General features: G+C 61.6%; 22 protein-coding genes and 3 tRNA genes. 4 read left to right on the forward strand and 21 right to left on the reverse strand.

Features of this window, described 5'->3' with window-relative positions; translation table 11 throughout:
- Positions 1 to 165: 165 nt before the first annotated feature.
- The 13 genes from H3T89_RS06135 to H3T89_RS06195 form a co-directional block, all read right to left on the reverse strand.
- A tRNA-Asn gene (locus tag H3T89_RS06135) sits at positions 166 to 238 on the reverse strand.
- Positions 239 to 316: 78 nt separating this feature from the next.
- Positions 317 to 1,360 carry a tRNA (adenosine(37)-N6)-threonylcarbamoyltransferase complex transferase subunit TsaD gene (tsaD, locus tag H3T89_RS06140; protein WP_198216526.1) on the reverse strand — a complete coding sequence of 348 codons (1,044 nt, stop codon included), beginning with the start codon at positions 1,358 to 1,360 and terminating at the stop codon, positions 317 to 319.
- Positions 1,353 to 1,865 carry a ribosomal protein S18-alanine N-acetyltransferase gene (gene rimI, locus H3T89_RS06145; protein ID WP_198216527.1) on the reverse strand — a complete coding sequence of 171 codons (513 nt, stop codon included), beginning with the start codon at positions 1,863 to 1,865 and terminating at the stop codon, positions 1,353 to 1,355. The genes tsaD and rimI overlap by 8 nt, the downstream gene beginning before the upstream one ends.
- Positions 1,862 to 2,650 carry a tRNA (adenosine(37)-N6)-threonylcarbamoyltransferase complex dimerization subunit type 1 TsaB gene (gene tsaB / locus H3T89_RS06150; RefSeq protein ID WP_198216528.1) on the reverse strand — a complete coding sequence of 263 codons (789 nt, stop codon included), beginning with the start codon at positions 2,648 to 2,650 and terminating at the stop codon, positions 1,862 to 1,864. Before tsaB ends, rimI begins: the two co-directional genes overlap by 4 nt.
- On the reverse strand, positions 2,647 to 3,249 hold the full coding sequence (gene tsaE, locus H3T89_RS06155; protein ID WP_198216529.1) for a tRNA (adenosine(37)-N6)-threonylcarbamoyltransferase complex ATPase subunit type 1 TsaE: 603 nt from the start codon (positions 3,247 to 3,249) through the stop codon (positions 2,647 to 2,649). Before tsaE ends, tsaB begins: the two co-directional genes overlap by 4 nt.
- Positions 3,246 to 4,223 carry a DNA polymerase III subunit delta gene (holA, locus tag H3T89_RS06160; protein WP_015021734.1) on the reverse strand — a complete coding sequence of 326 codons (978 nt, stop codon included), beginning with the start codon at positions 4,221 to 4,223 and terminating at the stop codon, positions 3,246 to 3,248. The genes tsaE and holA overlap by 4 nt, the downstream gene beginning before the upstream one ends.
- Positions 4,220 to 5,740, reverse strand: coding sequence for a ComEC/Rec2 family competence protein (locus tag H3T89_RS06165; RefSeq protein ID WP_198216530.1), 1,521 nt, complete (start codon positions 5,738 to 5,740; stop codon positions 4,220 to 4,222). Before H3T89_RS06165 ends, holA begins: the two co-directional genes overlap by 4 nt.
- 662 nt (positions 5,741 to 6,402) lie before the next feature.
- Positions 6,403 to 7,065, reverse strand: a complete 663-nt coding sequence (locus H3T89_RS06170; RefSeq protein ID WP_198216531.1) for a ComEA family DNA-binding protein — start codon at positions 7,063 to 7,065, stop codon at positions 6,403 to 6,405.
- A 105-nt stretch (positions 7,066 to 7,170) separates the two neighbouring features.
- The gene (leuS, locus tag H3T89_RS06175) at positions 7,171 to 10,140 is read right to left on the reverse strand and encodes a leucine--tRNA ligase (RefSeq protein ID WP_198216532.1); all 2,970 of its coding nucleotides are present in this window, start codon (positions 10,138 to 10,140) and stop codon (positions 7,171 to 7,173) included.
- A gap of 75 nt (positions 10,141 to 10,215) precedes the next feature.
- Positions 10,216 to 11,046 carry a glutamate ABC transporter substrate-binding protein gene (locus tag H3T89_RS06180; protein ID WP_198216533.1) on the reverse strand — a complete coding sequence of 277 codons (831 nt, stop codon included), beginning with the start codon at positions 11,044 to 11,046 and terminating at the stop codon, positions 10,216 to 10,218.
- A 9-nt stretch (positions 11,047 to 11,055) separates the two neighbouring features.
- Positions 11,056 to 12,006, reverse strand: coding sequence for a magnesium transporter CorA family protein (locus tag H3T89_RS06185; protein WP_110417080.1), 951 nt, complete (start codon positions 12,004 to 12,006; stop codon positions 11,056 to 11,058).
- Positions 12,007 to 12,112: 106 nt separating this feature from the next.
- A complete protein-coding gene (locus tag H3T89_RS06190; protein WP_198216534.1) occupies positions 12,113 to 12,925 on the reverse strand; it encodes a DUF1287 domain-containing protein in 813 nt (270 codons plus the stop codon).
- Between the two features lie 5 nt (positions 12,926 to 12,930).
- Positions 12,931 to 13,956, reverse strand: coding sequence for a D-2-hydroxyacid dehydrogenase (locus H3T89_RS06195; protein WP_232348504.1), 1,026 nt, complete (start codon positions 13,954 to 13,956; stop codon positions 12,931 to 12,933).
- 213 nt (positions 13,957 to 14,169) lie between these two features.
- Here H3T89_RS06195 and H3T89_RS06200 point away from each other — a divergent pair.
- From H3T89_RS06200 to H3T89_RS06215, 4 genes are all read left to right on the forward strand, one after another.
- Positions 14,170 to 14,242: transfer RNA gene (locus tag H3T89_RS06200), tRNA-Ala, on the forward strand.
- A 351-nt stretch (positions 14,243 to 14,593) separates the two neighbouring features.
- Positions 14,594 to 15,589 (forward strand): ADP-ribosylglycohydrolase family protein, encoded by a 996-nt coding sequence (locus H3T89_RS06205; RefSeq protein WP_198216535.1) that lies wholly within the window; start codon positions 14,594 to 14,596, stop codon positions 15,587 to 15,589.
- A 136-nt stretch (positions 15,590 to 15,725) separates the two neighbouring features.
- On the forward strand, positions 15,726 to 17,192 hold the full coding sequence (locus tag H3T89_RS06210; RefSeq protein WP_198216536.1) for a purine-cytosine permease family protein: 1,467 nt from the start codon (positions 15,726 to 15,728) through the stop codon (positions 17,190 to 17,192).
- Positions 17,185 to 18,153, forward strand: coding sequence for a PfkB family carbohydrate kinase (locus H3T89_RS06215; RefSeq protein WP_198216537.1), 969 nt, complete (start codon positions 17,185 to 17,187; stop codon positions 18,151 to 18,153). The genes H3T89_RS06210 and H3T89_RS06215 overlap by 8 nt, the downstream gene beginning before the upstream one ends.
- An 89-nt stretch (positions 18,154 to 18,242) precedes the next feature.
- Here the strand turns inward: H3T89_RS06215 and H3T89_RS06220 are convergent, their stop codons facing one another.
- The 8 genes from H3T89_RS06220 to H3T89_RS06255 form a co-directional block, all read right to left on the reverse strand.
- Complete coding sequence (locus tag H3T89_RS06220) at positions 18,243 to 19,328, reverse strand: glycerol dehydrogenase (RefSeq protein WP_110417075.1); 1,086 nt, start codon at positions 19,326 to 19,328, stop codon at positions 18,243 to 18,245.
- 128 nt (positions 19,329 to 19,456) lie between these two features.
- Complete coding sequence (locus tag H3T89_RS06225; protein ID WP_198216538.1) at positions 19,457 to 20,386, reverse strand: hypothetical protein; 930 nt, start codon at positions 20,384 to 20,386, stop codon at positions 19,457 to 19,459.
- 94 nt (positions 20,387 to 20,480) lie between these two features.
- Positions 20,481 to 21,221 carry a histidine phosphatase family protein gene (locus H3T89_RS06230; protein ID WP_198216539.1) on the reverse strand — a complete coding sequence of 247 codons (741 nt, stop codon included), beginning with the start codon at positions 21,219 to 21,221 and terminating at the stop codon, positions 20,481 to 20,483.
- Positions 21,214 to 21,690 carry a ribosome silencing factor gene (gene rsfS / locus H3T89_RS06235; protein WP_110417073.1) on the reverse strand — a complete coding sequence of 159 codons (477 nt, stop codon included), beginning with the start codon at positions 21,688 to 21,690 and terminating at the stop codon, positions 21,214 to 21,216. The genes H3T89_RS06230 and rsfS overlap by 8 nt, the downstream gene beginning before the upstream one ends.
- A gap of 41 nt (positions 21,691 to 21,731) precedes the next feature.
- Positions 21,732 to 23,117 (reverse strand): bifunctional UDP-N-acetylglucosamine diphosphorylase/glucosamine-1-phosphate N-acetyltransferase GlmU, encoded by a 1,386-nt coding sequence (gene glmU, locus H3T89_RS06240; protein WP_015021718.1) that lies wholly within the window; start codon positions 23,115 to 23,117, stop codon positions 21,732 to 21,734.
- A gap of 5 nt (positions 23,118 to 23,122) precedes the next feature.
- Positions 23,123 to 23,920 carry an HAD-IIA family hydrolase gene (locus tag H3T89_RS06245; RefSeq protein ID WP_015021717.1) on the reverse strand — a complete coding sequence of 266 codons (798 nt, stop codon included), beginning with the start codon at positions 23,918 to 23,920 and terminating at the stop codon, positions 23,123 to 23,125.
- Positions 23,921 to 23,987: 67 nt separating this feature from the next.
- Positions 23,988 to 24,058 (reverse strand) — tRNA-Gln (locus H3T89_RS06250).
- Between the two features lie 81 nt (positions 24,059 to 24,139).
- Positions 24,140 to 25,156 (reverse strand): ribose-phosphate diphosphokinase, encoded by a 1,017-nt coding sequence (locus H3T89_RS06255; protein ID WP_029676331.1) that lies wholly within the window; start codon positions 25,154 to 25,156, stop codon positions 24,140 to 24,142.
- Between the last annotated feature and the right edge of the window lie 20 nt (positions 25,157 to 25,176).

Raw genomic sequence — 25,176 nt, forward strand, 5'->3', positions numbered from 1 at the left:
AGTCAGATACCCCAACACCACACTCTGACCAACACACAACCAAACCCACACACAGAACCTAAAACAACGCGTTTAGTTCCTATAGGCCAAAACAACGCGTTTAGTTCCTATAGGCCAAGAAACCTGATGGAAAAAGAAAACCGCCGGAGAACCGGCGGTTGAGAGCTCCCGCAGCTGGGCTTGAACCAGCGACATTTCGATTAACAGTCGAACGCTCTGCCAACTGAGCTATGCGGGAATGTCCCGTTCAACTCTTGTTGAACACAATTACCATACTATAGTCCAAACCGTAGTATCCGACAACTTGGCGTGTCGATTACATGAGGATCCTGTCCATTGGCATGGCCGAATCAATGGAGAAGTCAGGAGCAGAGGGAGACAATCCAGCCTGGACCAGATTGACGCCCAGCATGGCCACCATGGCGCCGTTGTCCGTGCACAGTTTGATCTTTGGAATACGGACCCTGACACCCTCCTGGTCACCGAACTCCCGAAGCTTGCCGCGCAGCTGCGAGTTGGCCGAGAATCCGCCGCCGACAATCAGGGTATCCGTATCGAACCTGTGGCAGGCGGCCATGGCCTTACGGGACAGGACGGTGGCCACGGAATCCGCCAGGGAGGCGCAGACATCATCCACGGGAATGTCGAGCCCAGCCTGCTGTCTGCGTTCTACCCATCGAGCCACGGCGGTCTTGACCCCCGAGAAGCTGAAGTCATAAGGATGATCGGCTCCGGCTCGACCCTTGGTCAGCCCTTGGGGCACGGCGATGGCGTGAGGATCGCCCAGACGGGCATGGCGGTCGATGTGCGGGCCGCCGGGATAGGGGAAGCCGAGCAGACGTGCAATCTTGTCGAAGCACTCCCCCGCCGCATCGTCCAGGGTGGTTCCCACCACCTGGACCGACCGCGCCAGGTCATCCACGTGCAAAAGTGAAGTGTGACCGCCGGAGACGATCAGAGCCAGGGCATTCTGGGGGAAGGGACCGAATTGAAGCTGCGTGACAGCTATGTGTCCTATGACATGGTTGATGCCGTACAGGGGCTTTTTCGCCGCCCAGGCCAGCGCCTTGGCACCGGAAACGCCGACGGCCAGGCATCCAGCCAGTCCAGGACCTGCCGAGACCGCTATGGCATCCACTTGGGACAGGTCCATATCTGCATCCTTGAGGGCCTTGGAGACGACCGGCACAAAGGACTCGGCGTGTGCCCGCGAGGCGATCTCAGGGATAACGCCGCCATAGCGGGCGTGCTCGTTCATGGAGGATGCCACCACATTGGACAGCAGACAGTTGCCCTGAACCAGGGCTGCCGCGGTCTCGTCGCAGGTGGATTCGATGCCAAGCACCAGGGGCTCACTCATGGTCAATGATCCTTTCCTGTCCTTTCGAAAGCTTGCGGCCGACAGAGCCCACCGGGCCCGGTCCGACCGAGCTCAAAGGCCTGGTCATAGCCCAGGCATCCACGTCTTCAGGCTGATAATAGCCCTTGCATAGTCCCGTCTGGGAGAAGCCAAAATCCTTGTAGAGGTCAATGGCAGCGGGGTTGTCTACGCGCACTTTCAGGTTCATGCGCTGCAACCCCATACGGTCGGCTGAAGCGATAAGCTTTACCAACAGAGACCCTGCAATGCCGCGATTCCGGACTTCCGGCAACACTCCCAAAGTCATCAGCTCGGCATCCCTTTCGCCCGACCAACAACCTCCATAGCCCAGGATGGCACCCTGGTCCTCCCATACCAGATAGGCGCGCGAAGGGGCGGACAGCTCAAACCGCAGCTCCTGCCGACCCCAGGCCTGGTCGCCGAAGACCCGTGCCTCCAGATTGACAAGCTGGTCCAGATCCCCCAAGGCCGCTGCGCGAATCATGACCGGACTGCTACATGCTTGAGCGGATTGGGCACCGACACGTCCGGTCGACGAAGGTAAAGCGGCTCCACTGGATCGACCAGCCCCTGCTGGGCACGTCGGCATGCACAAGCAGCCATCAGACCCGTCCCTCGTGTCCCATTCTCCAGGAAGGAGCCTTCGTCCAGCACCACCCGTGTATCAGATTGCTTATCCAGGCGCTCCCACTGGTCTGCGTAGCGGCCAGCCCCGTGGCCGCTGATGACCAGAGTGACAGGACCGTGGTCCAGAGACTCCCGCTCCTCCGCGATGGCCGCGATTCTCTCACAGATAGCAGCTGGGTAGTCGATGCTCATTTCGGTCAGCGGCCTGGCCGGAGCCTCCACATCTACAAAGTCGTCAAAGAGACGGTAGTAGAGCTGCCGACGTCGAGCATCGTTGACAGCCAGAACCAGCAGCCGGGTATGGTCTTGGTCCTGCTGCTTGAACCGGCTGTATGCATAACGGGCCTGCGGCTCCAGGATGTCCTGACCCAACAGACGGGCGCCAGTGGCAAATGCCAGGGCTTTGGCGGTGACGATGCCCGCCCGCAGCCCGGTGAAGGGCGCAGGGCCCAATCCCACCACGACGGTCCTCAAATCTTCTGCATGCAGCCCAGCCTGATCCATGACCTTGGCGATATTGATTTGGAGGCGTTCCACATGCGAGCGCGAGTCGGTCTCGATGCAAGGCTCCCGTCCGGTCAGCCCCACAGTCGAGCCATACGAGGTATCGATCACCAAAAGGGGTGTATCGGTCCCGTTCATACCGTCATCGCCTTTCTCAGCTGCTCCAGTCTGGTGGCCCATGAAGGACCCACTGCACGCAGACGTACCATACGCTGACCCTGGGAGCTGGGTGGCGCGTCAGGCTCTTCCCGGGGATCGACGGGTCGGTCGATGATCACTTCCAGACGTTGATCGGCCAGCGCTGAAGCCATCTGCTCGCCCCACTCCATCAGAATGATGGTGCTTTGGCCCGGATCCTCCAACTCCTCGTCCAGACCCAGGGACTCCAGCTCGTCCAGGAGTCGATCAACGGCATCCTCGCCGGGCAGATAGTCCTGTCCGCCCAGCCGGTAGGCATCCACGTGAATCAGGGTAACAGGTGAGCCGTCGGACAGATGGCCACGCAGCTCTCTTGCAATGGTGAACGTGGGCGAGACTACAGGGCCGTCCACTCCAAGTCCACTGCCCAGCCCCTGGGCCAGCGTGGTCTTGCCCGCCCCCAGAGGTCCGGACAGGAGGATCACATCCCCGCCTTGCAGACAGGTGGCCAGGTTTCTGCCCAGGCATTGCATATCATCGCCTGTGGGCACGGCCAGCCTGAACCCATCCTGCCGCCCGGCGCTCTCCTGCAGGCTCATGCCAATGTCCTTCCCTTGGCTGCGATCAGCTCCACTGCACGTTCCAGAGCATAGCGGGCATCGCCGCTACTGGTCTTGCTGACCTCATCAGCCTGGGCCAGGGCCTCGATGCAGGCCGCCAGACCGGAGGAGGTCCATCCATGCAACTGCCTCTTGGCTTCTCGTAACTGCCAGTATGCGGCCTTGGCCTCGGCCGTGGTAATGGATCCCGACTCGATCGCAGCCTCCTTGCCCAACGTTCGTAGCTTCAAGGCCAGTACTCCAATCAGAGATACTGGTTCGTTGCCCTGTTCCAGAGCTGAACGCAGTGCGACGACTGCTTGGGCCGGTCTGCCGGCAAGGGCCCTGTCCGCCACAGCGAATCCGGACACAGCTGGGTTATCAGTCAAATAATGGTTGACAATCTCCAAGGTCATTGGGTCCTGGTCAAAATCGAAGCAGAGCTGGGAGCACATGGCGGCAAGTTCCGGAGTACGCTCGCCCAGGACATCGACCAGACGCTGGGCCGCCCTTGGCTGGATACGGCGCTGATGGGCCTTGAATTGCCCATAGACGAAATCGACCTTGTCATCGAACTTCTTCAGATCCGGCATACGCTCTATGACTGCTCCGGCCCGTTCCATCTGGTCCAGAAGCCTGCGGCCCCGGTTGCCCCCGTCATGACGTGCAATGACGATGCTGGATTCGGATTCCGCAGGCTCGTGGCAGAAATCCACCAAGGCCTGAGTCAAGGCCTCATCGGCCGCCTGCAGGTCATCCAGGAGGACTACGGCCGTCTGACTGAGCAGGGAAGGTCCGACCGCCTCCTGAAAGGCGTAAGCGTCGCAGTCTGCCGCGTCCATCTCTATGTATTCGCTGTCCGGATGGGCGGCACATGCCTGTGCGCACAGCTCCTTGACACGCTGCCCGTTGAGGAAGGGATCGCCGCCGACCACCAGATGGACGGAAGGGTTCTCCTGCTGAGCTTTGGTCATGACTCAAATCTCCCTTCATCACTGGACATTGACCTCGGTCGTTTTTTGAAGGCCAACTGTGTCAGAAGACCATAGGTCTGCTGCAACCAGCCCTTGATTGATACCCAGGCCGATGGACGAAAGGGGACCCCCGAGGTCACGTCTGTCAGCGCTGACCATGAACAGTCCCGCCTCCGGGCACGGATGAGTCGAATCAACCGGTGATTAATCACGGCCATCAGACCCAGACCAAGCAGGCAGGCACTGCCGACTGGCCCCGATGGCCAGGCCGCCGGAGCAACAGCCTCACCCAGCCATGTGGCGGCAAAAGCCATGACTCCGGTACCCAGGGAGGTCAGTCGCGCCAGCAAGAGCCCTATTGGAGGCCAGAGCCAGGAGGTGAGCAGAGCCAGCAGGCCGGTCACCGTGGCAGCGTCGACCACAGGAGTGACCAGAAGGTTGGCCATTGGGGCCAGCAGAGGCAGTCCGGGACTCATGAGCACCTGCACAGGCAGTGTCCCGGCCTGGGCACACAGGGTCGTGGCCAATGGGCGCGCCAGAAATGCCGGAAGATGGTCTTCAAGGAGGGCCGTCAACCGCCGGTTGCCCAGAGCTATGCCCAGCACGGCACCGCAGGAGAGCGCAAAACCGTAGCTTGCGGCCATGGAAGGCCGCAGAATCAGGACCAGCAGCACGCACCAGGACAGGGTATTCACTGACTGGGCGGGCCGGCAGGCAGCCAGAGCCAATGCCGAAAGAAGCCCCATGGCCTGAGCTCGCAAGACTGAATCCCCGGGGACCATCAGCATACCCAAACCCAGATAGGCGGCAGACAAAACCAGAGCCATCAGCAAGGGTGGCGAGCCCAGGGCCCGCATGGTCGAAACCAGCAACGAAGCCAGGATCATGAAGTGCCCGCCGGATACAGCCATCAGGTGAAGGATGCCCGATGCCCGGAAATCCTGGGTCAGACGGGCTGCATAGGCGGGCTCCACCGCCGGTCTGCCCAGAGAGCCATCCGATCCGGGCAGGGCTTGGTTGCCCAGGATGCCCATGGTCAACCCGGGCACCAGGATGCGTCCTTGGTCGTCCAGTCTGCTGGTCTGTTCGAGAAAGGCCCCTTGCATGCGTGCAATCAATCGCCTGCCGGGCCATGGCGGCCTGACCTGTTTCGTGCCATCTTCCACAGCCAGCCAGGGCATAGAACGGCCGTAGGCGGAGGGTTCCAAGAGGCCTCGCGCACGATACTGTCCGCCCTGTTGCAGCTGGCATGACCGGCTGCGGGCGAAGAGCATGATCCGTTCACCGGAAGGCATGCGCACCCCGGACACGGTCACCCATTGCAGCCTTAATTCCGTTTGACAGTCCCAGCCTCGCCGGGAGGATGCGCTCATAGGGCCCACAGCCCGGCCACGCACCTCGGCAAGCGCCTTCCCCTGACGGATCTGACGGGCTGCAGGCCCGCCGCGCACTGACTCATGACCAACTGCAGCTGCAGTAGCCACAGCCAAAGCCACCGCAGCCAGGACGGCCAGCATCGGTAGTCTCCGAGGACCAAACCCAGTGGACACCTGGGTTGAGGAGGGTGAGACAAGTATGGAAGAAGAATAACGCCTGGATCCAGCGTACGAGTGTTGGCTTGAGAATCGCTGCAGCCACTGAAACCGAATATCCCGATGAGCCGTGTTCTCATGACTGGTCTTTCTGGTGTCCGTGGTATCCACACAGGGTGTATTACGATGGCTTTCGTTCCAACGACTTTTGCCCCTGCGATCCTTGTTCCCAGGACGCATACAGACTCGGGGCAGCTGGTTCCGCCCACGTGAGCGATGGGGCCGGCGAAATACCCGGCCACCGCAATCGGGGTCCTCTGCGGCGACCAAGAATACGAACCTGGTGGCAAGCAGGATCATTGCAAGGAGTAATGGAAGCGCCAGGACAAGCGGCGCCAGCCAGACCGCCATGTCCATTCCTCCACCGGCCGTACCCCCATCGGCCATGCCGCCTCTGGAACCTCCTACCGACTTGGACCAATCGCTGCCCTTAAACGTTCCTGTCATCGATTCGCCCATGTTCCGATCCAGCAGCCAAGGGACCAGCAGGGCAACCGCCCATGCCAGACAAGCGGCGGGAAGCATCCGAAGATTGCTGCTTCCGTTCTCCCGATCAGTCGCATCGTGAACTCTTGAATGACCGGCCATCATTGTGCCACCAGATATGGGCGTAATCGGGCCAGGGTCTTGGCACCGATGCCGGGAACGTCCAGAAGCTGGTCGACCGAGGTGTATCGGCCGCCGATGGCGCGCCGATGTTCCAGTATTTTTGCAGCCTTGACCGGACCGATCCCCTTGACATTTTCCAGATCCTGCTGGCTGGCGCTGTTGAGATTCACGCGTCCCGCCTGATCGGTCGACCCCGAGGAGGCACTGGAGGCCAAAGCAGCAGCATTGTCGGCCTTTTCGGTATGTTGGGCGGAGCCTGAGACCGGATCGGCCTGCTGGCTGCCCGCTTCATTCGGAGTGTTCCGTCTACGTTCGTTACCCGAGGCCTGCTTGCCAAGGTGCGCAGCGCTGTTCACATCGCTGTTAGCAGGAGGCGATGACCTGGTCTCGGACTCGTCAATGGTTACTCCTGCAGCCAGGGCCTGACCCTGCTGGGCCAGCAGGGTCAGACTTACGGCAAGGGCCGCCACCAGAATAAGGATGGCCGTCAAGGCCTGCAGCGGCGTAAATGACCAGACGGGCCGATTTCGTCGAACCTGGGTCTTGGCCATACCTTCGGCTGGCCCCTCTGAACGAACCGATTGGTTCAGGGCCAAGGCCTGCAGCGGCGGCGCCGGTGGCTTGGTGATGTTGATGCTCATGGGCCCAGCCTGACATGGTAAAGCCCCCCGATACGAGGTCGAGGGGCTATGTGGTCGAAGGTCATCACCTGTCCACAGCCTGGCCTGGCTGCGAGCAGTGCAGGGTCATGCCGGCACGACCGACACGATCTTGGGGGCCTTGACAATGACCTTTCGCGGCTCCTTGCCGCCCAGCCGCTCCTGGACGGCGGGCAGTGCCAGGGCCATGGCCTTGAGCTGGTCGGGTGCAATATCGGGACTGACCTGCAGCCTGCCGCGGACCTTGCCCTTGACCTGGACCACGGCGGTGACCGTGTCCTCGCCAAGATAGCGGTCATCCCATGTCGGCCACTGGGCATGTGCCAGGGACTCCTTGTGACCCAGACGGTTCCAAAGCTCCTCGCAGATGTGGGGAGCGATGGGCGAGAGCATGAGCACCAGCGGCTCGATGGCCGCCCTGGGCGTCGGATTCAGCCCGGTCAGATGGTTGTTGAGCACGATCATCCTGGCGATGGCAGTGTTGGGCCGCATGGCCTCCATCTCGGCAGTCACGTCGTGGATGGTGGTGTTGAGCAGCTTCAGGGTCTTCTGGTCGGGTTCACCCTCGTCCAGGACCACTTCGCCGGTCTGTTCGTCCACCACATTGCGCCAGAGCCGCTGCAGGAAGCGCATGCCACCCACCACGTTGCGCGTGTTCCAGGGCCTGGATTCGTCCAGGGGACCCATGCTCATCTCATAGAGGCGGAAGGTGTCGGCCCCGTAGGTGCGGTACATGTCGTCAGGGGTGATGATGTTCTTGAGGCTCTTGCCCATCTTGCCGAACTCGCGGTTGACCGGCTGTCCCTGCCAGGTGTAGCCGACCTTGCCGCCCTCCTCATGCTCCTCCACCTCGGCGGCGGGCACGTACTGGCCGCGCTGGTCCGTGTAGGCGTAGGCCTGGATCATCCCCTGGTTGAAGAGCTTGTGGAAGGGCTCCTTGGACGAGACGTAACCCAGATCATAGAGGACCTTGTGCCAGAAGCGGGCATAGAGCAGGTGCAGCACCGCGTGCTCCACGCCGCCCACGTAAAGGTCAACGCCGCCTGACTCCCCTGCGGTGGCGTTATGCCTGGGTCCCAGCCAGTAGTCGTATTCCTCCGGATCGACCATGTGCTGGTCGTCCTTGGGGTCGATGTAACGCATGTAGTACCAGCAGGAACCAGCCCAGTTGGGCATGGTGTTGGTGTCCCTGTGGTAGACCTTTGGCCCGTCACCCAGATCCAGGGTCACGTTCACCCAGTCCTGGTTGCGGCTCAGCGGGGCCTCCGGGCTGGACTGAGCATCCTCGGGGTCGAAGGTCTTGGGCGAGTAGTCCGGCACATCCGGCAGGGCCACGGGCAGCTGGTTGTCCGGCAGCAGGTGGGGCAGGCCCTGGTCGTCATAGACCACCGGGAAGGGCTCACCCCAGTAGCGCTGACGGGAGAAGAGCCAGTCACGCAGCCGGTAGGAAACCGTCCCATGGCCCACGCCGGCCGACTCCAGCCAGGCAGTGACCTTCTCGATGGCCTGGTCAACCCGCAGACCGTCCAGGCTGAGCTGGTCGCCAGCGGCCTGGGTGGCCTGGACCGAGGAGTTGACCACAATGCCGTCGTGGGAGACGAAAGGCGCCTTGCCCCGATAGTCGTCCAGGGTCTGTCCGGATTCAGGCAGGGGGCTTACCGTGTAGACGACGGGCAGACCGTACTTGACGGCGAAGTCGTAATCGCGCTGATCGCCGCCTGGCACAGCCATGATGGCTCCGGTGCCATAGTCCATAAGGACGTAGTCGGCAGTGAAGATGGGTAGCTCGGCCCCGGTGATGGGGTTTACCGCGTACAGCCCGGTAAACAGGCCGGTCTTGGCCCCGCCCTCGTCCACACGATCCTTGGCGGTCTTGGCTTCCGCGGCCCTGCGATAGGCCTGTACACCCTCCGCAGGATTGGCATAGCCGCCCTTCCACTGCTCGGGCACGTCCTCGGGCCACTCCTGGGGCAGGTGCTGCAGCAGGTCATGCTCGGGCGAAACCACGGCGAAGGTGGCGCCGAAAAGCGTGTCGGGACGGGTGGTGTAGACCTCCATGGTCTGATCGCCGTCAGGGCTGGGCACGGTGAAGTCCACCGAAGCCCCGTGCGACTCCCCGATCCAGTTGCGCTGCATGAGCTTGACCTTTTCGGGCCAGTCCAGAATGTCCAGATCCTCCAGAAGCCGGTGACCGTAGGCGGTGATGCGCATGGACCACTGCTTGAGCTCGCGCTGGTAGACCGGGTAGTTGCCCCGCTCGGAGCGTCCCTCGGCGGTCACCTCCTCGTTGGCCAGGACCGTGCCCAGCCCGGGGCACCAGTTGACCGGCGAGCGCGAGATGTAGGCCAGACGGAAATCGTTGAGCACCTCGGAGCGCTCGGCCTCGTCCATCTCCGCCCAAGAAGTACCGGAATGGCCTGGAATGGGCCTGCTTCCGGACTTGAAGGCCTCGACCAGTTCGCTGATAGGTCTGGCCGATCCTGTCCCTCCGTCGGCACGGCGGTAGTCGGGGTCATACCAGGACTCGTAGATGCGCGAGAAGATCCACTGGGTCCAGCGCACATAGTCGGTATCGATGGTGGCGAAGGAGCGGCGGTCGTCGAAGCTGAGCCCCAGCCGGTGCAGCTGCCAGCGCATGTTGGCGATGTTCTGCTCGGTGGTGACCCGGGGATGCTGCCCGGTCTGGACCGCATACTGCTCGGCGGGCAGTCCGAAGGCATCGTAGCCCATGGCGTGCAGGACGTTCTCGCCCTTCATCCGGTGGTAACGGCTGACCACGTCGGTGGCTATATAGCCCAGGGGGTGGCCCACATGAAGGCCCTTGCCCGAAGGATATGGAAACATGTCTATGACGAAGTAGGGACTGCGGCCCCCAGCGTGGTCTCCCTGGGCATCGGTCAAGTCGCCCTTGGTGTTGGCAGCCCAGAAGGTGCCATCCTTGTCCCAGCGCCGCTGCCAGCGTTCCTCGATGGTCTGAGCCATGGCGGCGTCGTAGCGGAATTGAGGCTGATCTGATTCCTGGGTCTGCTGATGATCCCTGTCTTCATTCGCGTTCATATGGTGAATTATCGCCATTCACATGGACACGGCCGGGCCGATGTCCAGCATCCGTCGTCCTGCCTGGAGTCGTGCTCAGTGGTCGCCAGGCTTAAGGGTGCGGGCGGCGGCATCCAAGGAGAAACCGATCGACTTGGATGCCCGGCTCAGGGCAGCCTTGAAGGATCCGTCCTGCATCATCCTCTTCAGGGCCTGGTCGATGATGTCCACCAGCTCAGGATCCCCGTGGGGCAGGCCGATGCCGTATCGCTCATGGGAGAAGGGATTGCCGACCAGGCGCAGCTGACCGCCACCGCGAACATGAGCCAGTCCGGCCAGGGCAAAGTCATCACCGCTGACCGCATCCGTGTCCCCGCTGAGCAGGGCCGTGACGCACTCGGGGAACTCATCCCGTTCCTGAACCTGGGCTTGAGGGACCAGCGAACGCACCAGGGCCCCGGAGGTGGCCCCCGCGGCCACGCAGACCCGCTTTTGAGCCAGGTCTTCAACTCCAGCGATGTCACTCTGGGTGCGACGAACCAGCAGGTCCTGCCCCGCAGCCAGGTAGGGCCCAGCGAAATCCACCAGCTTCTGCCGTTCCTGGGTGATGGAATAGCCGGCCACGACCATGTCCACCTGGCCTTGCTCGAGCATGCGCTCGCGGTCCGAAGGCTTCACTTGACGGAAGACGATCTGCGACTCGGCGTACCCAAGCTCGTGAACCACATACTGGGCTACATCCACATCCAGTCCCCGGTACCGGCCGGACTGTGCGAATCCAAGTCCGGGCTGGTCAAAGGAGATGCCCACGCTGATCTTGGGCCCGATGGAGCCCGCCCGGTAGGGATCCTCCTGAAGTCCACACCCGCTCAGGGGCACCGCCAGAACCAGTGCCGCCAGAGCCGCCGCAATCCTGCGTGCAAACATGACCGATCCCTACTTGAACATTTTCGAACGTGTCAGGAACCAGGTTACCAAGGCGGTCACCAGGCCCGAAAGAATCACCACGACCGCAAAGCCCCAGGGTTTGTCGGTAAAGGGCATACCGAACATGCCCTGGTTGAAGTTCATGCCATACATGGAGAAGATCAGCGTAGGCACCGACAGGCTGATGGAGATGATGGTGAAGATCCTCATGACGTTGTTGACGTTGTTGGAGACGATGGAGGCGAAGGCGTCGGTCATGTTCGAAAGCACGCTTGAGTAGATGTTGGCCATCTCGATGGCTTGCTTGTTCTCGGTGATCACATCGCCCAGAAGGTCCTCGTCGTCCGGATAGCGCTTGATACGCTCCAGCCCGGTCAGCTTCTCCAGGACGATCTCGTTGGACTTGAGACTGGTGGCGAAGTAGACCAGGGTCTTGTTGAGCTCCAGCAGCATGAGGATCTCTCGGTTCTGCATGGAGTGGCGCAGCTTGAGCTCCAGCCGGTCCGACTCACGGTCGATGATGCGCAGGTAGCGCAGGTAGAGGGTGGCGTTGCGGTAGAGGATCTGGAGGATGAAGCGGGACTTCATGAAGGTGTTGAATCCCCGGATGGTTCCCTCCATGAAGGGGTGGAGCAGGACGGTGTCCTGCATGCAGACGGTGACGATCAGATCCTCGGTGACGATGATGGACAGGGGGATGGTCTCGTAGTAGTCCCGGCCGTCGCGCTCCTCGGCCCGGGGAATGTCGACGATGACCATGGTGTACTCGTCCTCCACGTCCACACGCGAGCGCTCCTCATCGTCCAGGGGGGCACGCAGGTCAGCCAGATCGATGCCAGTGGACTGCGAGACGTTGGCCAGCTCGACATCGGTGGGCGCCGATAAGCATATCCATGAGCCCTTGGAAGCCTTGCCGATCTGCTCGATCTGCCCGTTCATGGTGCTGAATACTCTCATCATCGCCATCACCGCCTCTCGTGCTCGAACCTGGCCGACGTGTCTGGCCGAACCGATAGTAGCAGATAACCAGTTGCCGCCGTGCTCAATTTCGCAGGGTAGTCCCGGGTCACCCCCTCCATGGGCGCAGAACGGCGGGTTGGATTTTGGAGGCGTCGAATCGGAAATGGCCGGTGATGGGACGATGGCCAGGTGACCCCAGGTAGTCGTTCTCCCTGGCGCGCTGACCCATGTTGTGCAGAACCAGGGGGATGCCCTGGCTGTCCCTTTTATCCGAGGCCATGCCGATATGCCAGGAGGTGTCGAAGATGACGATGTCGCCCTGCTGCCACTGGTCGGTGGCCGCGGTGTCGTTGGTCAGACGCTGGGCGTGCCGGGACAGGAATACGTTGAGGACATTGGTGCGTCTGAAGTCGATGTTCGGATCGGGCCTGCTGATGACTCCGGCATAGGCCCCAGGAGACGAGGCGATGTCGGCGTCGACCATGGCCTTCAGGTCGTAGCCGGCCTGCCGGAAGGCCCTCCAGATTTCGTCGGTGCAGGCGCCGCGATCATCGGGCGGATAGCCGCCCTGATAGTAGCCGCTGTCATAACGAGGATGGCGGCGGGCCTCCTGATGGGCTCCACGCACCATGGCCGTGTAATCGTCCACACCGTCGTGGTCGTAATCGACAGGCGAGGCCAGAGGCGGATGGGCCGCGGTCTGCTCGGAAGAAAACCCGGGAGGGCTATGGGAAGCGGTCTTGCGGCCGTTTGCAGAGGAATTTTGATTATCATGGCGAGCAGATCCGACACCCATCAACCTGCCAGCCAAGGCCAAGGAGCCCGCCACAATCAAAGCAAGCGCCAGCAGAACGGCCACCCACCGCAGAACAGTCGTCCGCCCACGACTGTTGCCGCTGCAGCTTTGCTCTGTCGGCACGGCGGTCACCTCATCCGGTTGCGAAGGGGTCTGCCATCCATGAACCGACGAAGATTATCCAGGCAAATTTCCCGAACCTTGTCCATGTTGGAGGGTAGATGAGCTCCCCCGGCTACATGCGGAGTAAGCAGGCAGCGTGGTTGCCTCCAGAGTGGGTGGTCTTCAGGCAGAGGTTCCGGTTCGGTCACATCCAGCCCTGCACCGAAAATGCCATCCTTATCCAGGGCTTGGGCCAGAGCCATGCAGTCCACGGCATCTCCCCTGCCCGCGTTGATCAGCACGGCGGTGGACTTCATCAATGCAAGACGATTGCCGTCGATGATATGTCTAGTCTGCGGCGTTGAAGGCAGGGCCAGAGCCACTACGTCCATCTCAGGCAGCAGGGCATCCAGATCGTCAAAACCAGCCAGACAGTCGAACCCCTCCACCGGCTGGTCGGGATGCCGCCTGATACCGATGGTCCGAGCGCCTACAGCCTTGGCCAGACGAGCGAAGGAGGCTCCGATATCCCCCGTGCCCAACACCAGAACCTGGCAACCGCGCGGTGAAAGGACAGCCCCGCGAGGTTCCCAACGGCCCATGCGTTGATTGTCCCGGTAACCAGGAAGGTCCTTCATCAGGGCCCACATCATGGCGAACATGTGCTCGGAGACCGACTGCCCGTAGGCACCGGAGGCGCTGGTCAGTATGGCATCCTTGGGCAGAACCCCCGGTTTCAGGTAGGCATCCACACCCGCGCTGCTGGTCTGCAGCCAGACCAGGTTACGGCAGGCAACCACCTGCTCGGCCGGCGGATTACCCAAAATGATCGTGGCCTCCAATCGGAGGGATTGAGGGACATCGATGAGCCAATGCATGCTCTGCCGCATGTCCGTGTCGACAATGAACTCCTGACGAACGCCTGGAGCCGCCTGGAGGAATTCCTGTCGTTCACTCTGGTCCAAGGGCAGGCAGTTGATGATGAGCTGGTCCCCAGGATGGTTCTCGTTCCGCTTTTCAGCCCGCACTTCGGCATCGTTTTTGCCGGTCATGGTCCGCCGCCTTTCCATTGCTGCCGACCCCCTTGGTCGCCCCTTGTTCATCATGCTAGCGCACTTGCAAGCTCAGGAATGACTCAAGACCATTCGAGGATAAAATCCATCAAATAGCTCACAATCCCTGCAATTCCGGGGCAACACACTGAGTTGCTCCATTCGCCAATCCCGGTGTACTATAAGCAAGGCTTCACCAAGCAAGGCAAGCACGGGGCTATGGCGCAGCTGGTAGCGCGTCTCCATGGCATGGAGAAGGTCGGGGGTTCGAATCCCCCTAGCTCCACAGATAGAATCCCGAGGTCATCTCGGGATTCTTTTTTATATCCAGCGCCTCTGCAACTGCGAGAGCCTGGACTAAGACACAGCGGCAAACTCAGCCAATTGTCGTCCACGCTCTATAGAACCCATACCTTGATCAAGTCTGTAACCCTGGTGTGCCTGCACTGTTTTTATCTCCCACTTCACATAGGTGGAACTCAATCAGATTCTCATTCTCCGTTGCAAGTTATGCATCTTTCACCGCCTGTGCCGACAATGTTCTAAGGGCATACAATGATTCTGATCAAAAATTTCGCAATCTATCTACAGACAGATTGATGGACCCATCGCAACGACTCCGGAGGCTTGCACAACAATGACCAGAACCGAAAGGGGCGCACTGGGCGCGCTTACTGGACTGTCCTTGGGGGACGCGCTGGGCATGCCCACGCAAAGCATGAGCCCAGCAGCCATTTATGAGGCCTACGGCAGGGTTGACACCCTTCATGATGCCATCGCGGATCAGCCGATTGCTCCCGGTATGCCTGCGGGGTCTGTGACCGACGACACCGAGCAGGCGCTGATCGTGGCGGAACTGATCATCGAGGGCAAGGGGCACATCGATCCAAAGGAATTCGCCAAGCGCCTTCTGGCCTGGGAGGACGACATGAAGTCACGCGGATCGCTCGACCTGCTCGGGCCCTCCACCAAGCTGGCTCTGGAACAGGTTCGCCGAGGCGCAGACATCATGACCACGGGAAGGACCGGCACCACCAATGGGGCGGCCATGCGAGTCGCCCCGGTAGGCATAGCCAACAGGCCCCAGGACACCAGACGGCTGGCCAATCGCATCTATGAGTCCTGCCAGGTCACCCACGACACGGTCGCAGGCTTCCAAAGCGCAGCGCTGATCGCCACGACAGTCAGTCTGGGACTCGAAGGAATGACCGTTCGTCAGGCACTGCATGAATCCCTGCGCCTGGTGAGCGCCATGGAGACCCCGGGAGCTTGGACCCCTAAGGCATCGGTCCCCGCACGCGCCCGCCAGGCAATACAGCTGTCTGAAGAATTCAAGAATGAGGACGACTTCGAGCACCACCTCATTGAGGACTGTGGTACCTCGGTCGAGGCCAATGAGTCTGTGGCAGCCGCCTTTGCCCTGGCCTGGAGGTTTGCCGACGATCCACAATCGGCTCTGTTGGCCGCAGTCAACCTTGGCGGCGATACGGACACCATCGCTGCGATGACCGGCGCAATGACCGGCGCATGCACCGGCCCCGAGGTCTTTGACCCTGCACTCTGTTCCCAGGTGGCTTCGGTATCCCACCTCGACCTGCAGAAGACCGCCCGTGGCCTGATTGCCCTAAGGTAGCAAAGCGCAAAACGGATACGGCGGAATCCTTCACGAATACAAGAATGTACAATCCACTCAACCCCTAAAGACCATAGGGCCCACCCAGACAAGTCATCACTACATTCAGCACATCGTGAGTCAAAGGAGACAATCCATGTCAACTGCACCAAAAGAGGGCACCATCCTCTCCAGGGTTGAGCAAAGAGGCATCGAACCCGTGCCCGAGGACCAGAGGACCGGGTCGCCCGGCCAGCTCTTCTGGGTCTGGTTCGCCGCCAATATCTCCATCTTGGGGATCCCCCTGGGAGCAACCCTGATTGCCCAGGGCCTCAACCTCTGGCAGGCCGTGCTCGCCACGAGCATCGGAGCCTTCGGATCCTTTGCACTTGTCGGGATAATCTCCATAGCAGGCAGAAGAGGAGGGGCCCCAACGCTGACCCTGTCCCGGGCCATTTTCGGAGTCAGAGGCAATGCAGGTCCCACACTGGTGGCTCTGTTGTCCAGACTGGGCTGGGAGACGGTGAACACGATGACCGGCGCTTTTGCGTTGCTCTCCCTGATCGCCATCATCTTCGGTACTTCAGCCGATGCCAAGCGCTCCCCCTTCCTGATCTTTGTCTGCATTGCCGTCTTCGTAGCCTTGACAGTGGTGGTCTCGGCCGCCGGTCACGCCTTCATTCTGACTGTGCAGAAGTGGGCCACCTGGATATTCGGAGCCCTTACCCTGCTGGTGGCCATCTATCTGGCCACGACCGTAGATTGGTCCTCCTTCATCGGCAATGCTCCTGGATCGGCCAGCGCCTTCCTTATCGGTGTCGGCACCATAGCCGCAGGGACGGGCATCGGCTGGGTCAACTCCGGTGCAGACATGGCCCGTTACCAGAAGACCTCGGTAAAATCAGGCCCTCTGATCCTGACCGCGGCGGCAGGCGCCGGCATCCCCCTGGTCGTGGTCATCGGCCTGGGATCGGTCCTGACAGCAGGCAACTCCACCATTGCCTCCGCCGCCGATCCTGTCGCCGCGGTTCGAAGCGCTCTGCCTGCATGGGTTTCAATCCCCTATCTGATTGCCGCATTTGCAGGCCTGCTTATGTCAAACAACCTCTCCGTATATTCGGCCGGTCTGACCACCATCACCCTGGGGATCAGAATTCCCCGCGTCTATGCTGTCGTGGTCGATGTGGTGGTGACAACCTGCGGAGCCTTGTACTTCACGCTGGGCTCCGACGGGTTCTACGGCCCCTTCGTCACCTTCATCTCCCTGCTGGCAGTGCCGCTAAGCACCTGGACAGGCATCTTCCTGTCGGATATGATCTCCCGCAAGCGCTACGATTCGGACGGCCTTCTGAACCTTCAAGCCGATTCCCCCTACTGGTACTGGCACGGAGTCAACCTCCCCGCCATCATCAGCTGGCTGGTGGGGATGGTCGTCGGCTTCCTGTTCGTGACGGCCCAGGTCTCCAAGAACGAGGTCTGGTTCTCAGGACCGCTGGCTGGCAGCTTCCTGGGCCGGAACGGCCTGGCCTGGCTGGTATCCCTCCTCCTGGGAGGAATCCTCTACGCCATTTTGCACCTCCTCTCCAAGGATTCCACAGCGGTGGGGGGTAGCGGCAATGACTGAGCCAAGGATCCTCCATCTGGGTCAGGTGGTGGTTGACCTGACTATGGACATCGACCACCTCCCGGAGCGCGGAGGGGACATTTTCGCCAGGCGAAGCGCCATAAAAGTCGGCGGCGGATACAACGTGATCCACGCAGCCAGGCAGATGGGAGCACCGATAGCCTATATGGGGGCGATTGGCACAGGTCCGATGGCGGACATGGCCCGTAGAGCCCTTGCCGCCCTGCAGGTTCCCGCCCAAGGGCCTATGCTGGATGACTGTGACACCGGCTATTCAGTGGCCATGATCGAACCATCGGGCGAACGCACCTTCGTATCGGCAAGGGGCGCAGAGACCCGTGTACCGGAGGGCACATACGAAAGCATGCACCTGGTTTCCGGTGACGTCATCTACCTGAGCGGATATTCCTTCTGCCACAGGTACAACACCAGAAGCCTGGTCGGATTCGCTCACAGACACCAGGGCGAAGGGTTCCCTGTGCTCTTCGATGTCGGACCCATGGTGGCCGATATTGCACTGGATGTGCTTGGCACGGTCAACGGATTGCATCCGATCTGGTCGCTCAATGAACGCGAAGGACCAATCCTGGCGGAACGTCTGGGCTGCCGACTCGAGACCGGCGATGCAACCGAGCTGGAATCCCTCTGCCGCTCGCTCTCACTAAGATTAGATAGCCCCGTGGCTCTTAGGGCCGGCGCCCGTGGTGCCTGGTACTGCCAACCCACGGATACTGGGCTGGGCAAGTACATTCCCACCCCACAGGTTCAAGTCATAGACACCAACGGTGCAGGCGATGCCCATGCGGGTGTCCTCTGTGCCGGCATCCTCCAAGGCCTGCCCATCGAGGAGGCGCTGACACTGGCCAACTGCGCAGGGGCCCTTTCCACTACACAGCCCGGTCCAGCCACCTGCCCGGATCAGGAAACCATACGAAAGGCTGCCGCCTCCCTGCAAGGGTGATCAGCGCAAAACCGGTCAAAGTACAGGCTGTCGTCGACTTCATGCCGGCGGCCGCCTGTACTTGTAAAGAGGGATCAGAGAAAGAGAACTCAGAGCTGCTTACCCAGCTGATCAGCTGCGCGCAGGGCGTGAGCCACATCGGTGGGGGTCACCTCGAAGGGCATGTTGCCCATGGTCTCGTCAGGACCGCAGGCATGTTCGCCGACCTTGAGCAGATCCTCATCGCTGGCCTGCCCAATACCGATCTGCTCCAGGGAGGTGGGCAGACCCACGCTACGGAAGAAGCCGTAGACCCTGCGGGTCTCCTCCAGGGGATGGTCCTCAAGGACCAGCTGTGCCAGGGTGCCGAAGGCCACCTTTTCTCCGTGCAGCATGGAGTGGGTGCCCTCCAGGGCGGTCATCCCGTCATGAATGGCGTGGGCGGCAGCCAGACCGGAGCTCTCGAAGCCCAGACCGCTCAGCAGGGTGTTGGCCTCGATGATCTTCTCAAGAGCGGCTGTGCGCACACCGGCCTTGGCAGCGGCCACGGCCTTGACCCCATCCTCCAGCAGGGTGTCGCGGCAGAGACGGGCCAGGGCGAAGGCGGCCATGGTGGCGTGCCCCCCGGTCATGGTCACCGCGTTCGACTGCACGCAGGCAGCCGCCTCATAGTAGGTAGCGAAGGCATCGCCCAGCCCTGATACCAGGAAGCGCACCGGGGCCCTGGCGATCACGTCGGTATCCATCAGGACCACGTTCGGGTTGGCAGGCAGGGGCAGATAACGGTCGAAAACACCCTCAGGCGTGTAGAGCACAGAGAGCCTTGAGCAGGGCGCATCCGATGAAGCCGCCGTGGGCACAATCATGACCGGCAGGTGGGCGAAGTGGGCCACGGCCTTGGCGGTATCCAAGGTCTTGCCGCCACCTATACCGATCACTGCGTCGCTGTCGCCCAAATGGGCACGATGGCGGTCGACCTCCTCCATGGAGCACTCGCCGCCGAATTTCATCAGTTCGTAGGGGATCCCATCGTGCTCAAAGGAGGCGACAATGTCGTCGTGGTAGAGCCCGTCGATGACCGGATCGACGATCAGATGGGCGCCCTTGGTGCCCAGAGCCGCGTATTCCCCGGCCAGCTTTCCCATGGCGCCCTCCTGCTGAACATAGGAGCCCGGAGAGCACAGAACCTTGCGCATATACACACCTTTCTCATTGCTGGTCCCGCCTTCGGGACCAGATCCTTGGGGACGGACCTTATGGACCGACCGAAAGTGACCCTAGTCACATTACATGGTGGGATGCGTGTGCCGCGCCGAACGGCAGATCAGTTAAGAGGCGAGGAATTTGTCGTGCTCGTCGGTGACGACTGCGGCGTAGAAGCCGTGTTTGAGGGACTGGGCGTGGAGCCGGTCGCATCAGCAGACGGCGAAGGTGAGCTCGTGGGTTTCCCTCCCTGCTGCTGCACCTGTCCTGACCCTTGTTCGGTGCTTTGGTTCTGTTTTGTTCCGGACGGCTGGCTCTGAGGGGCACCCGGGGTCGGCTGGTTCTCAGGCTCCTCTGTGCGCTGCGCGGGCTTTGAGGGAGTCTCCTCCTCCTGGCTGGGGGTTACCACCTGGCTGGCCGGTGGGCTGACGACGTTGCGAACCACCTTGTCGGTGCCTTCGCCTTTGGTCAGGGCATTGATGGCCAAGGCGGAAAGCAGTACGGCCACCAGGGCGCTCACCACGGAGACGATGATGACGTTGCGGTGGCGCTGATCCAGCTTTTTCCTGCTGGTTGCCGTAATGGAGGCCGCATGGGTTCTTGGACCATTGCTGGATGAAATGGTCCTACCGGTCTTGGCTGTCGACTTTTCGTCACCGACAGGAGGCATGACTTGGGTGGAACCATCTACAGGGGCCATGACCTGGGTTGATCCGTCGGCAGCATCGCTATAATCGTCAGAACGACCCTTGCCCTGGGCCGGTAGCATGGTGGTCTGTCCATCGGCATCCGAATCGTCATTCGATCCTGTTTTGGAGTCATCATCATCCTGGTCAGCACTGCCGACCACGGACTCCTGCAGCTTCTGGCCGGAGGCTTCCAGAACATTCTTGTAGATCTGCGAGGCCACGGCGGAGACGATGGAACCGATGGCTACGCCGATGATGGATCCTGCCACGCCGATCTTGGCGGCCAGCCAGAAGGAGGTCATGGCCGCAAGAGCGCCGGCGATGATTTGCGCCCAGGAAATGTCATGAAAGAACTGCTTCACTCCGACCCCTTTTGATCCAACGGCTGGTGGCTGCGCTCTTATGGTAGCTGGTGGTCATGGCGATAGTGTGATGGTCGGCCGACCGCCTAGGACCTCAGTCGATCTGGACCAGCCCTCGGGGATTGTCCCAATCCCCCCGCATGGCGATGGCCGGACCACGATTGTAGTCGATCATGGACCAGCGCAGACCACCGCCTGGCAGGTCTCGTGGCATCAATCGGGCCCAATGGGCGTTCCGCATGGTGACCAGACCCAGGTATTCGGGGTACGCACTGGCCATGCCCAGCAGAGCCTGAAGGGCCTCGGCAATGAAAGACCCATGTGAGAAGACCATGAGATCCGTGTCCGGACCAGCCCGGTGGATCCATCGGTTCAGGGTTTCCAGGCCTCGTTTGCCGACTTGAGCCTTGGTCTCGGCACCGTGGAGCAGCTCTCCCCCGGCACCCCGGGACCAGGATTCGTAATCCTCGGGCCAGCGTTGACGAACCTCATCGGCGCTGGCTCCCTCCCACTCGCCGAAGCCGCGTTCGCGCAGCCCAGGATCGAGATGGACCGTCTGGCCCAAGGGGTCGGCGAAGGCGTGGGCGGTGGCGGCAGCACGGCCCAGGTCAGAGGAGATCACCAGCAGATGACGGTCTTGGGGGACGCCATCCACATACTCGGCCCGCAGCTCCTCGGCGGTCCTCTCCACCTGCCAGCGGCCTACGCTGTTGAGGGGAATGTCGATCTGGCCCTGCATCCTGTGTCCTGCATTGTATGCGGTCTGCCCATGACGGACCACGGTCAAGGAGCGCACATGCCGTCCATTTTCAGCGGCGGTATCCGAATCAGTCATGGTTGTCCTGAGGGTCAGCGAAACGGCTGCGCAGATCATCCCCATTCAGATCATCCGCCTTGGAGGCCACCTGGTCATCCGGGTCGTCATCGGCAAGGGTGAAGGGGTGCTCCAACTGCACATCCACCTGGGGGCAGTCCTTCCAGAGCCGTTCCAGGTCGTAGTAGGCCCGGGCCTGCTTGTGCATGATGTGGATGACGAAGTCACCGTAGTCCAGCAGAACCCACTGAGCCTCCTGGATGCCCTCCCGCGATCGTGGATCCAGATTCTTTTGCAGATGCAGCTGCTTCTCCACCTCCTCGGCGATGGCCAGGACCTGTCGTTCGTTGCTGCCGGTGGCCACCATGAAGATGTCGGTGATGGCAATGGGTTGGGAGACGTCGAAGGCCACGATGTCCATGGCTTTGACATCGTTGGCAGCCCGAGCGGCCACCCGGACCGCGTCGATGGATTCCTGCAATGCTGGCACTTGTCACGCCTTTCCTCGTTGTGAAGCAGATGCTGTCATGGTTACCGTTCCCAGGCGGGCTTCCAGTCCGGAACCTGATGCTGGTCATTGGTGGAATAGACCATGGCTCCGTCCTCGACCGGATGGCGGATGACCGAACCGGCCCCGGTCGTGACTCCGTCGCCCACCTGGACCGGAGCTACGAAGAGATTCCCTGCGCCCACGTGCACTTCCGACCCGATCTCGGTGCGGTTCTTGTGCACGCCATCGTAGTTGGCCGTGATGGATCCGCCACCCACGTTGCTGTCGTGGCCTATGTGCGCATCCCCCACATAGGAAAGGTGGGGAACCTTGGTCCCGTGGTCGATGGTGGCCTTCTTCATCTCGACGAAGGCCCCGGCCTTGGTGTCCTCGGCAAGGACGTTGCCAGCCCTCAGATAGGTCCAGGGGCCGATGTTGGCCCGGGCTCCAATCCGGGTCTCCTGCACATGGGAACGCTCCACCTTGGCCTGTGGCTCGACGATGGCGTCGATCAGGGTGGTATAGGGACCGACGACCGCGTCCGAGGCAATCTCGGTATGACCCTGCAGGAAGCAACCGGGCAGAATGACGGCATCCTGCTGGATGACCACGTCGTCGTCGATCCAGGTGGTGGACGGATCCAGAATGGTGACCCCTTGGCGCATGAACTCTCGGCAGACCTGCAGGTTATGGGCCTTGGCCAGATCAGCCAACTGGATTCGATCGTTGACGCCTTCGACTTTGAGCGGATCAGGAGCGGCGAAGGCCCCGACCCGACCCAGGCGGCGGGCCGTCTCCAAGGCATCGGTCAGATAGAACTCTCCCTGGGCATTGCTGTCGTCCAGGCCGCGGACCGCCTGTCGCAGCAGGTCAGCCTCAAACACGTAAACGGAGGTGTTGACCTCCTTGACGGCCAGTTCAGTGCCGGTGGCATCCCGCTGTTCGACGATGCGCAGGACCCGTCCATCCTGGTCGCGAATGATGCGGCCGTATCCGGTGGGATCATCCAGATTGACCGTCAGTACCGTGGCTCCGTCACCGGAGCTGACATGGTAGTCGAGCAGGCTATGCAGCGTGTCCGCGTCCAGCAGGGGCATGTCCGAGGCGACGATCAGCACCTGGCCGTCGTGCTGGAGCTCGCCATCCAGCTGGTCCACGGCGCACTGGACCGCACGCCCCGTGCCTGGTCGGCTGTCCTGGCGCACGATGCGCACCTGGGGATCGTAGGACCGTGCAGCCTGCGCCACCAGGTCGGCCTGATGATGAACCACCACTGCCGTCAGCTCGGGATTGAGGGCGGTCACCGAGGTCATGACCCTCTGCAGAAAGGTCTTTCCGGCCAGGGTGTGCAGAACCTTGGGATGGGCCGAGCGCATGCGGACACCCTCGCCTGCGGCCAGGATGATGCCAGCGGTCAGCGTCTGCACCCCGCTCAAAACTCCACCACCCCGCTCTCGGCGATGTCGATCAGATCCTGAATGGAGTCCACCACCTGGTCAGGGCGGTAGGGGAAGGTCTCCACCTCGGATCGTGTAGTGATGCCGGTCAGCACCAGGAAGGTATTCAGACCAGCCTCGACTCCAGCCACCACATCGGTATCCATCCGGTCGCCAATCATGGCTGTGGTCTCGGAGTGGCCACCCACCCTGTTCAGGGCCGTGCGGAACATGATCGGGTTGGGCTTGCCCACAAAGTAGGGCTCACGGTTGGTTGCCTTGGTCACCAGGGCCGCCACCGCGCCAGCCGCCGGCAGGACGCCGTTCTCGCTGGGACCGGTGGCGTCAGGATTGGTGCAGATGAAGCGGGCCCCACCAAGGATCAGGCGAATGGCTGTGGTGATGGACTCAAAGGAGTACGTCCGGGTCTCGCCCAGGATCACATAGTCCGGGTTGATGTCGGAAAGGATGAACCCGGCCTCGTGCAGGGCCGTGGTCAGCCCGGCCTCGCCGATCACATAGGCCGATCCCCGCGGCATGGTCCGGGATACGAAGTCGGCGGTGGCCAGGGCCGAGGTCCAGATCCTATCCTCGGGCACGTCGATGCCCGAACGCCCAAGGCGGGCCGAAAGGTCACGAGGGGTGTAGATGGGATTGTTGGTCAGCACCAGATACTGGCGGTTGTTGCGCTTGAGGGTGTCGATGAATTCGGCAGCGCCAGGCAGGGCCGTGTTCTCGTGCACCAGCACGCCGTCCATGTCGGTGAGCCAGGTTTCGATCTTCTTGACTGCCAAGACAGTTCCTTTCGGTTGGTCACCGACCCCAAGGAGGCCGTCTCCGACCGGAATCGGCGAGCGTAAGCTCCCCCACCTGGATTCGAACCAAGACTAAGGGTTCCAAAGACCCGTGTGCTGCCTTTACACCATGGGGGAAAGGCGGAACCCTAGGGCCCCGCCAGGTTCATTATGCCACAGCCGGACGATTACGCCACGCCATGCCAGATAGGCAAGGCTTTAAGCGAAGAGGAAGCCCTGGCCGTGATGGGCTGGATAAGTGTCGAAGAGGCGGGCCACCGAGCCGTCCTCGAAGACCGCCTTGATGGCCGAGGCCAGCAGGGGCGCGATGGACAGGACGGTCAGCCCGTCCCAGCGCTTCTCCTGGGGAATGGGGACCGTGTCGGTCAGAATGACCTCCTTGGCCTGGCAGGACTTGAGCCGTTCCACGGCAGGTCCGGACATGACGCCATGGGTGGCCACGATGGTGATGGAGTTGGCGCCAGCCTCATCCAGCACGTTGCAGGCCTCGGCAATGGTGCCACCAGTGTCGATCAAGTCGTCCACCAGCACGCAGTCCAGGCCGCGCACGTCGCCCACCACCCGGTGGGCCACAGCCTTGTTGGGCTGGGTGATATCACGGGTCTTGTGGATGAAGGCCAGGGGCACGCCTCCCAGGCGCTGGGCCCACTGCTCGGCCACCCGGATGCGGCCTGCATCAGGAGAGACCACGGCCACCTTGGACAGGTCCATCCGGTCGCGCACATAGTCCACCAGCACGGGCATGGCGATCAGGTGGTCCACGGGCCCGTCGAAGAAGCCCTGGGACTGGGCGGCGTGCAGGTCCACCGACATGATTCGGTCCGCGCCGGCTGCCTTGAGCAGGTCGAACATGAGCCGGCAGGAGATGGGCTCACGGCCCAGATGCTTCTTGTCCTGACGGGAGTAGCCCAGGAGTGGGCAGACAGCGGTGATGGACCGCGCCGATGCCCTCTTGAGGGCATCGATCATGATCAGCTGCTCCATGATGGACTTGTTGACCGGGTCGGAGTGGGTCTGCAAAACGAAGACATCGGCTCCACGCACCGACTCCGTATAACGCACATACATCTCACCGTTGGCAAAGTCGTATGCTGTCGTCTCCAGGACGTCAATGCCGAGTTGATCGGCCACGTCCGCCGCGAGTCTGGGATGGGTCCGGCCTGTGACAAGTATGAGATTTTTTCCTGGTCTGCCTTTGAGTATCGCGCTCACCATATCTCCAAACGTTGTTTTCG

It is taken from the genome of Bifidobacterium sp. W8114 (genome assembly GCF_016101165.1).
In the GTDB taxonomy this organism is placed as follows: domain Bacteria; phylum Actinomycetota; class Actinomycetes; order Actinomycetales; family Bifidobacteriaceae; genus Bombiscardovia; species Bombiscardovia asteroides.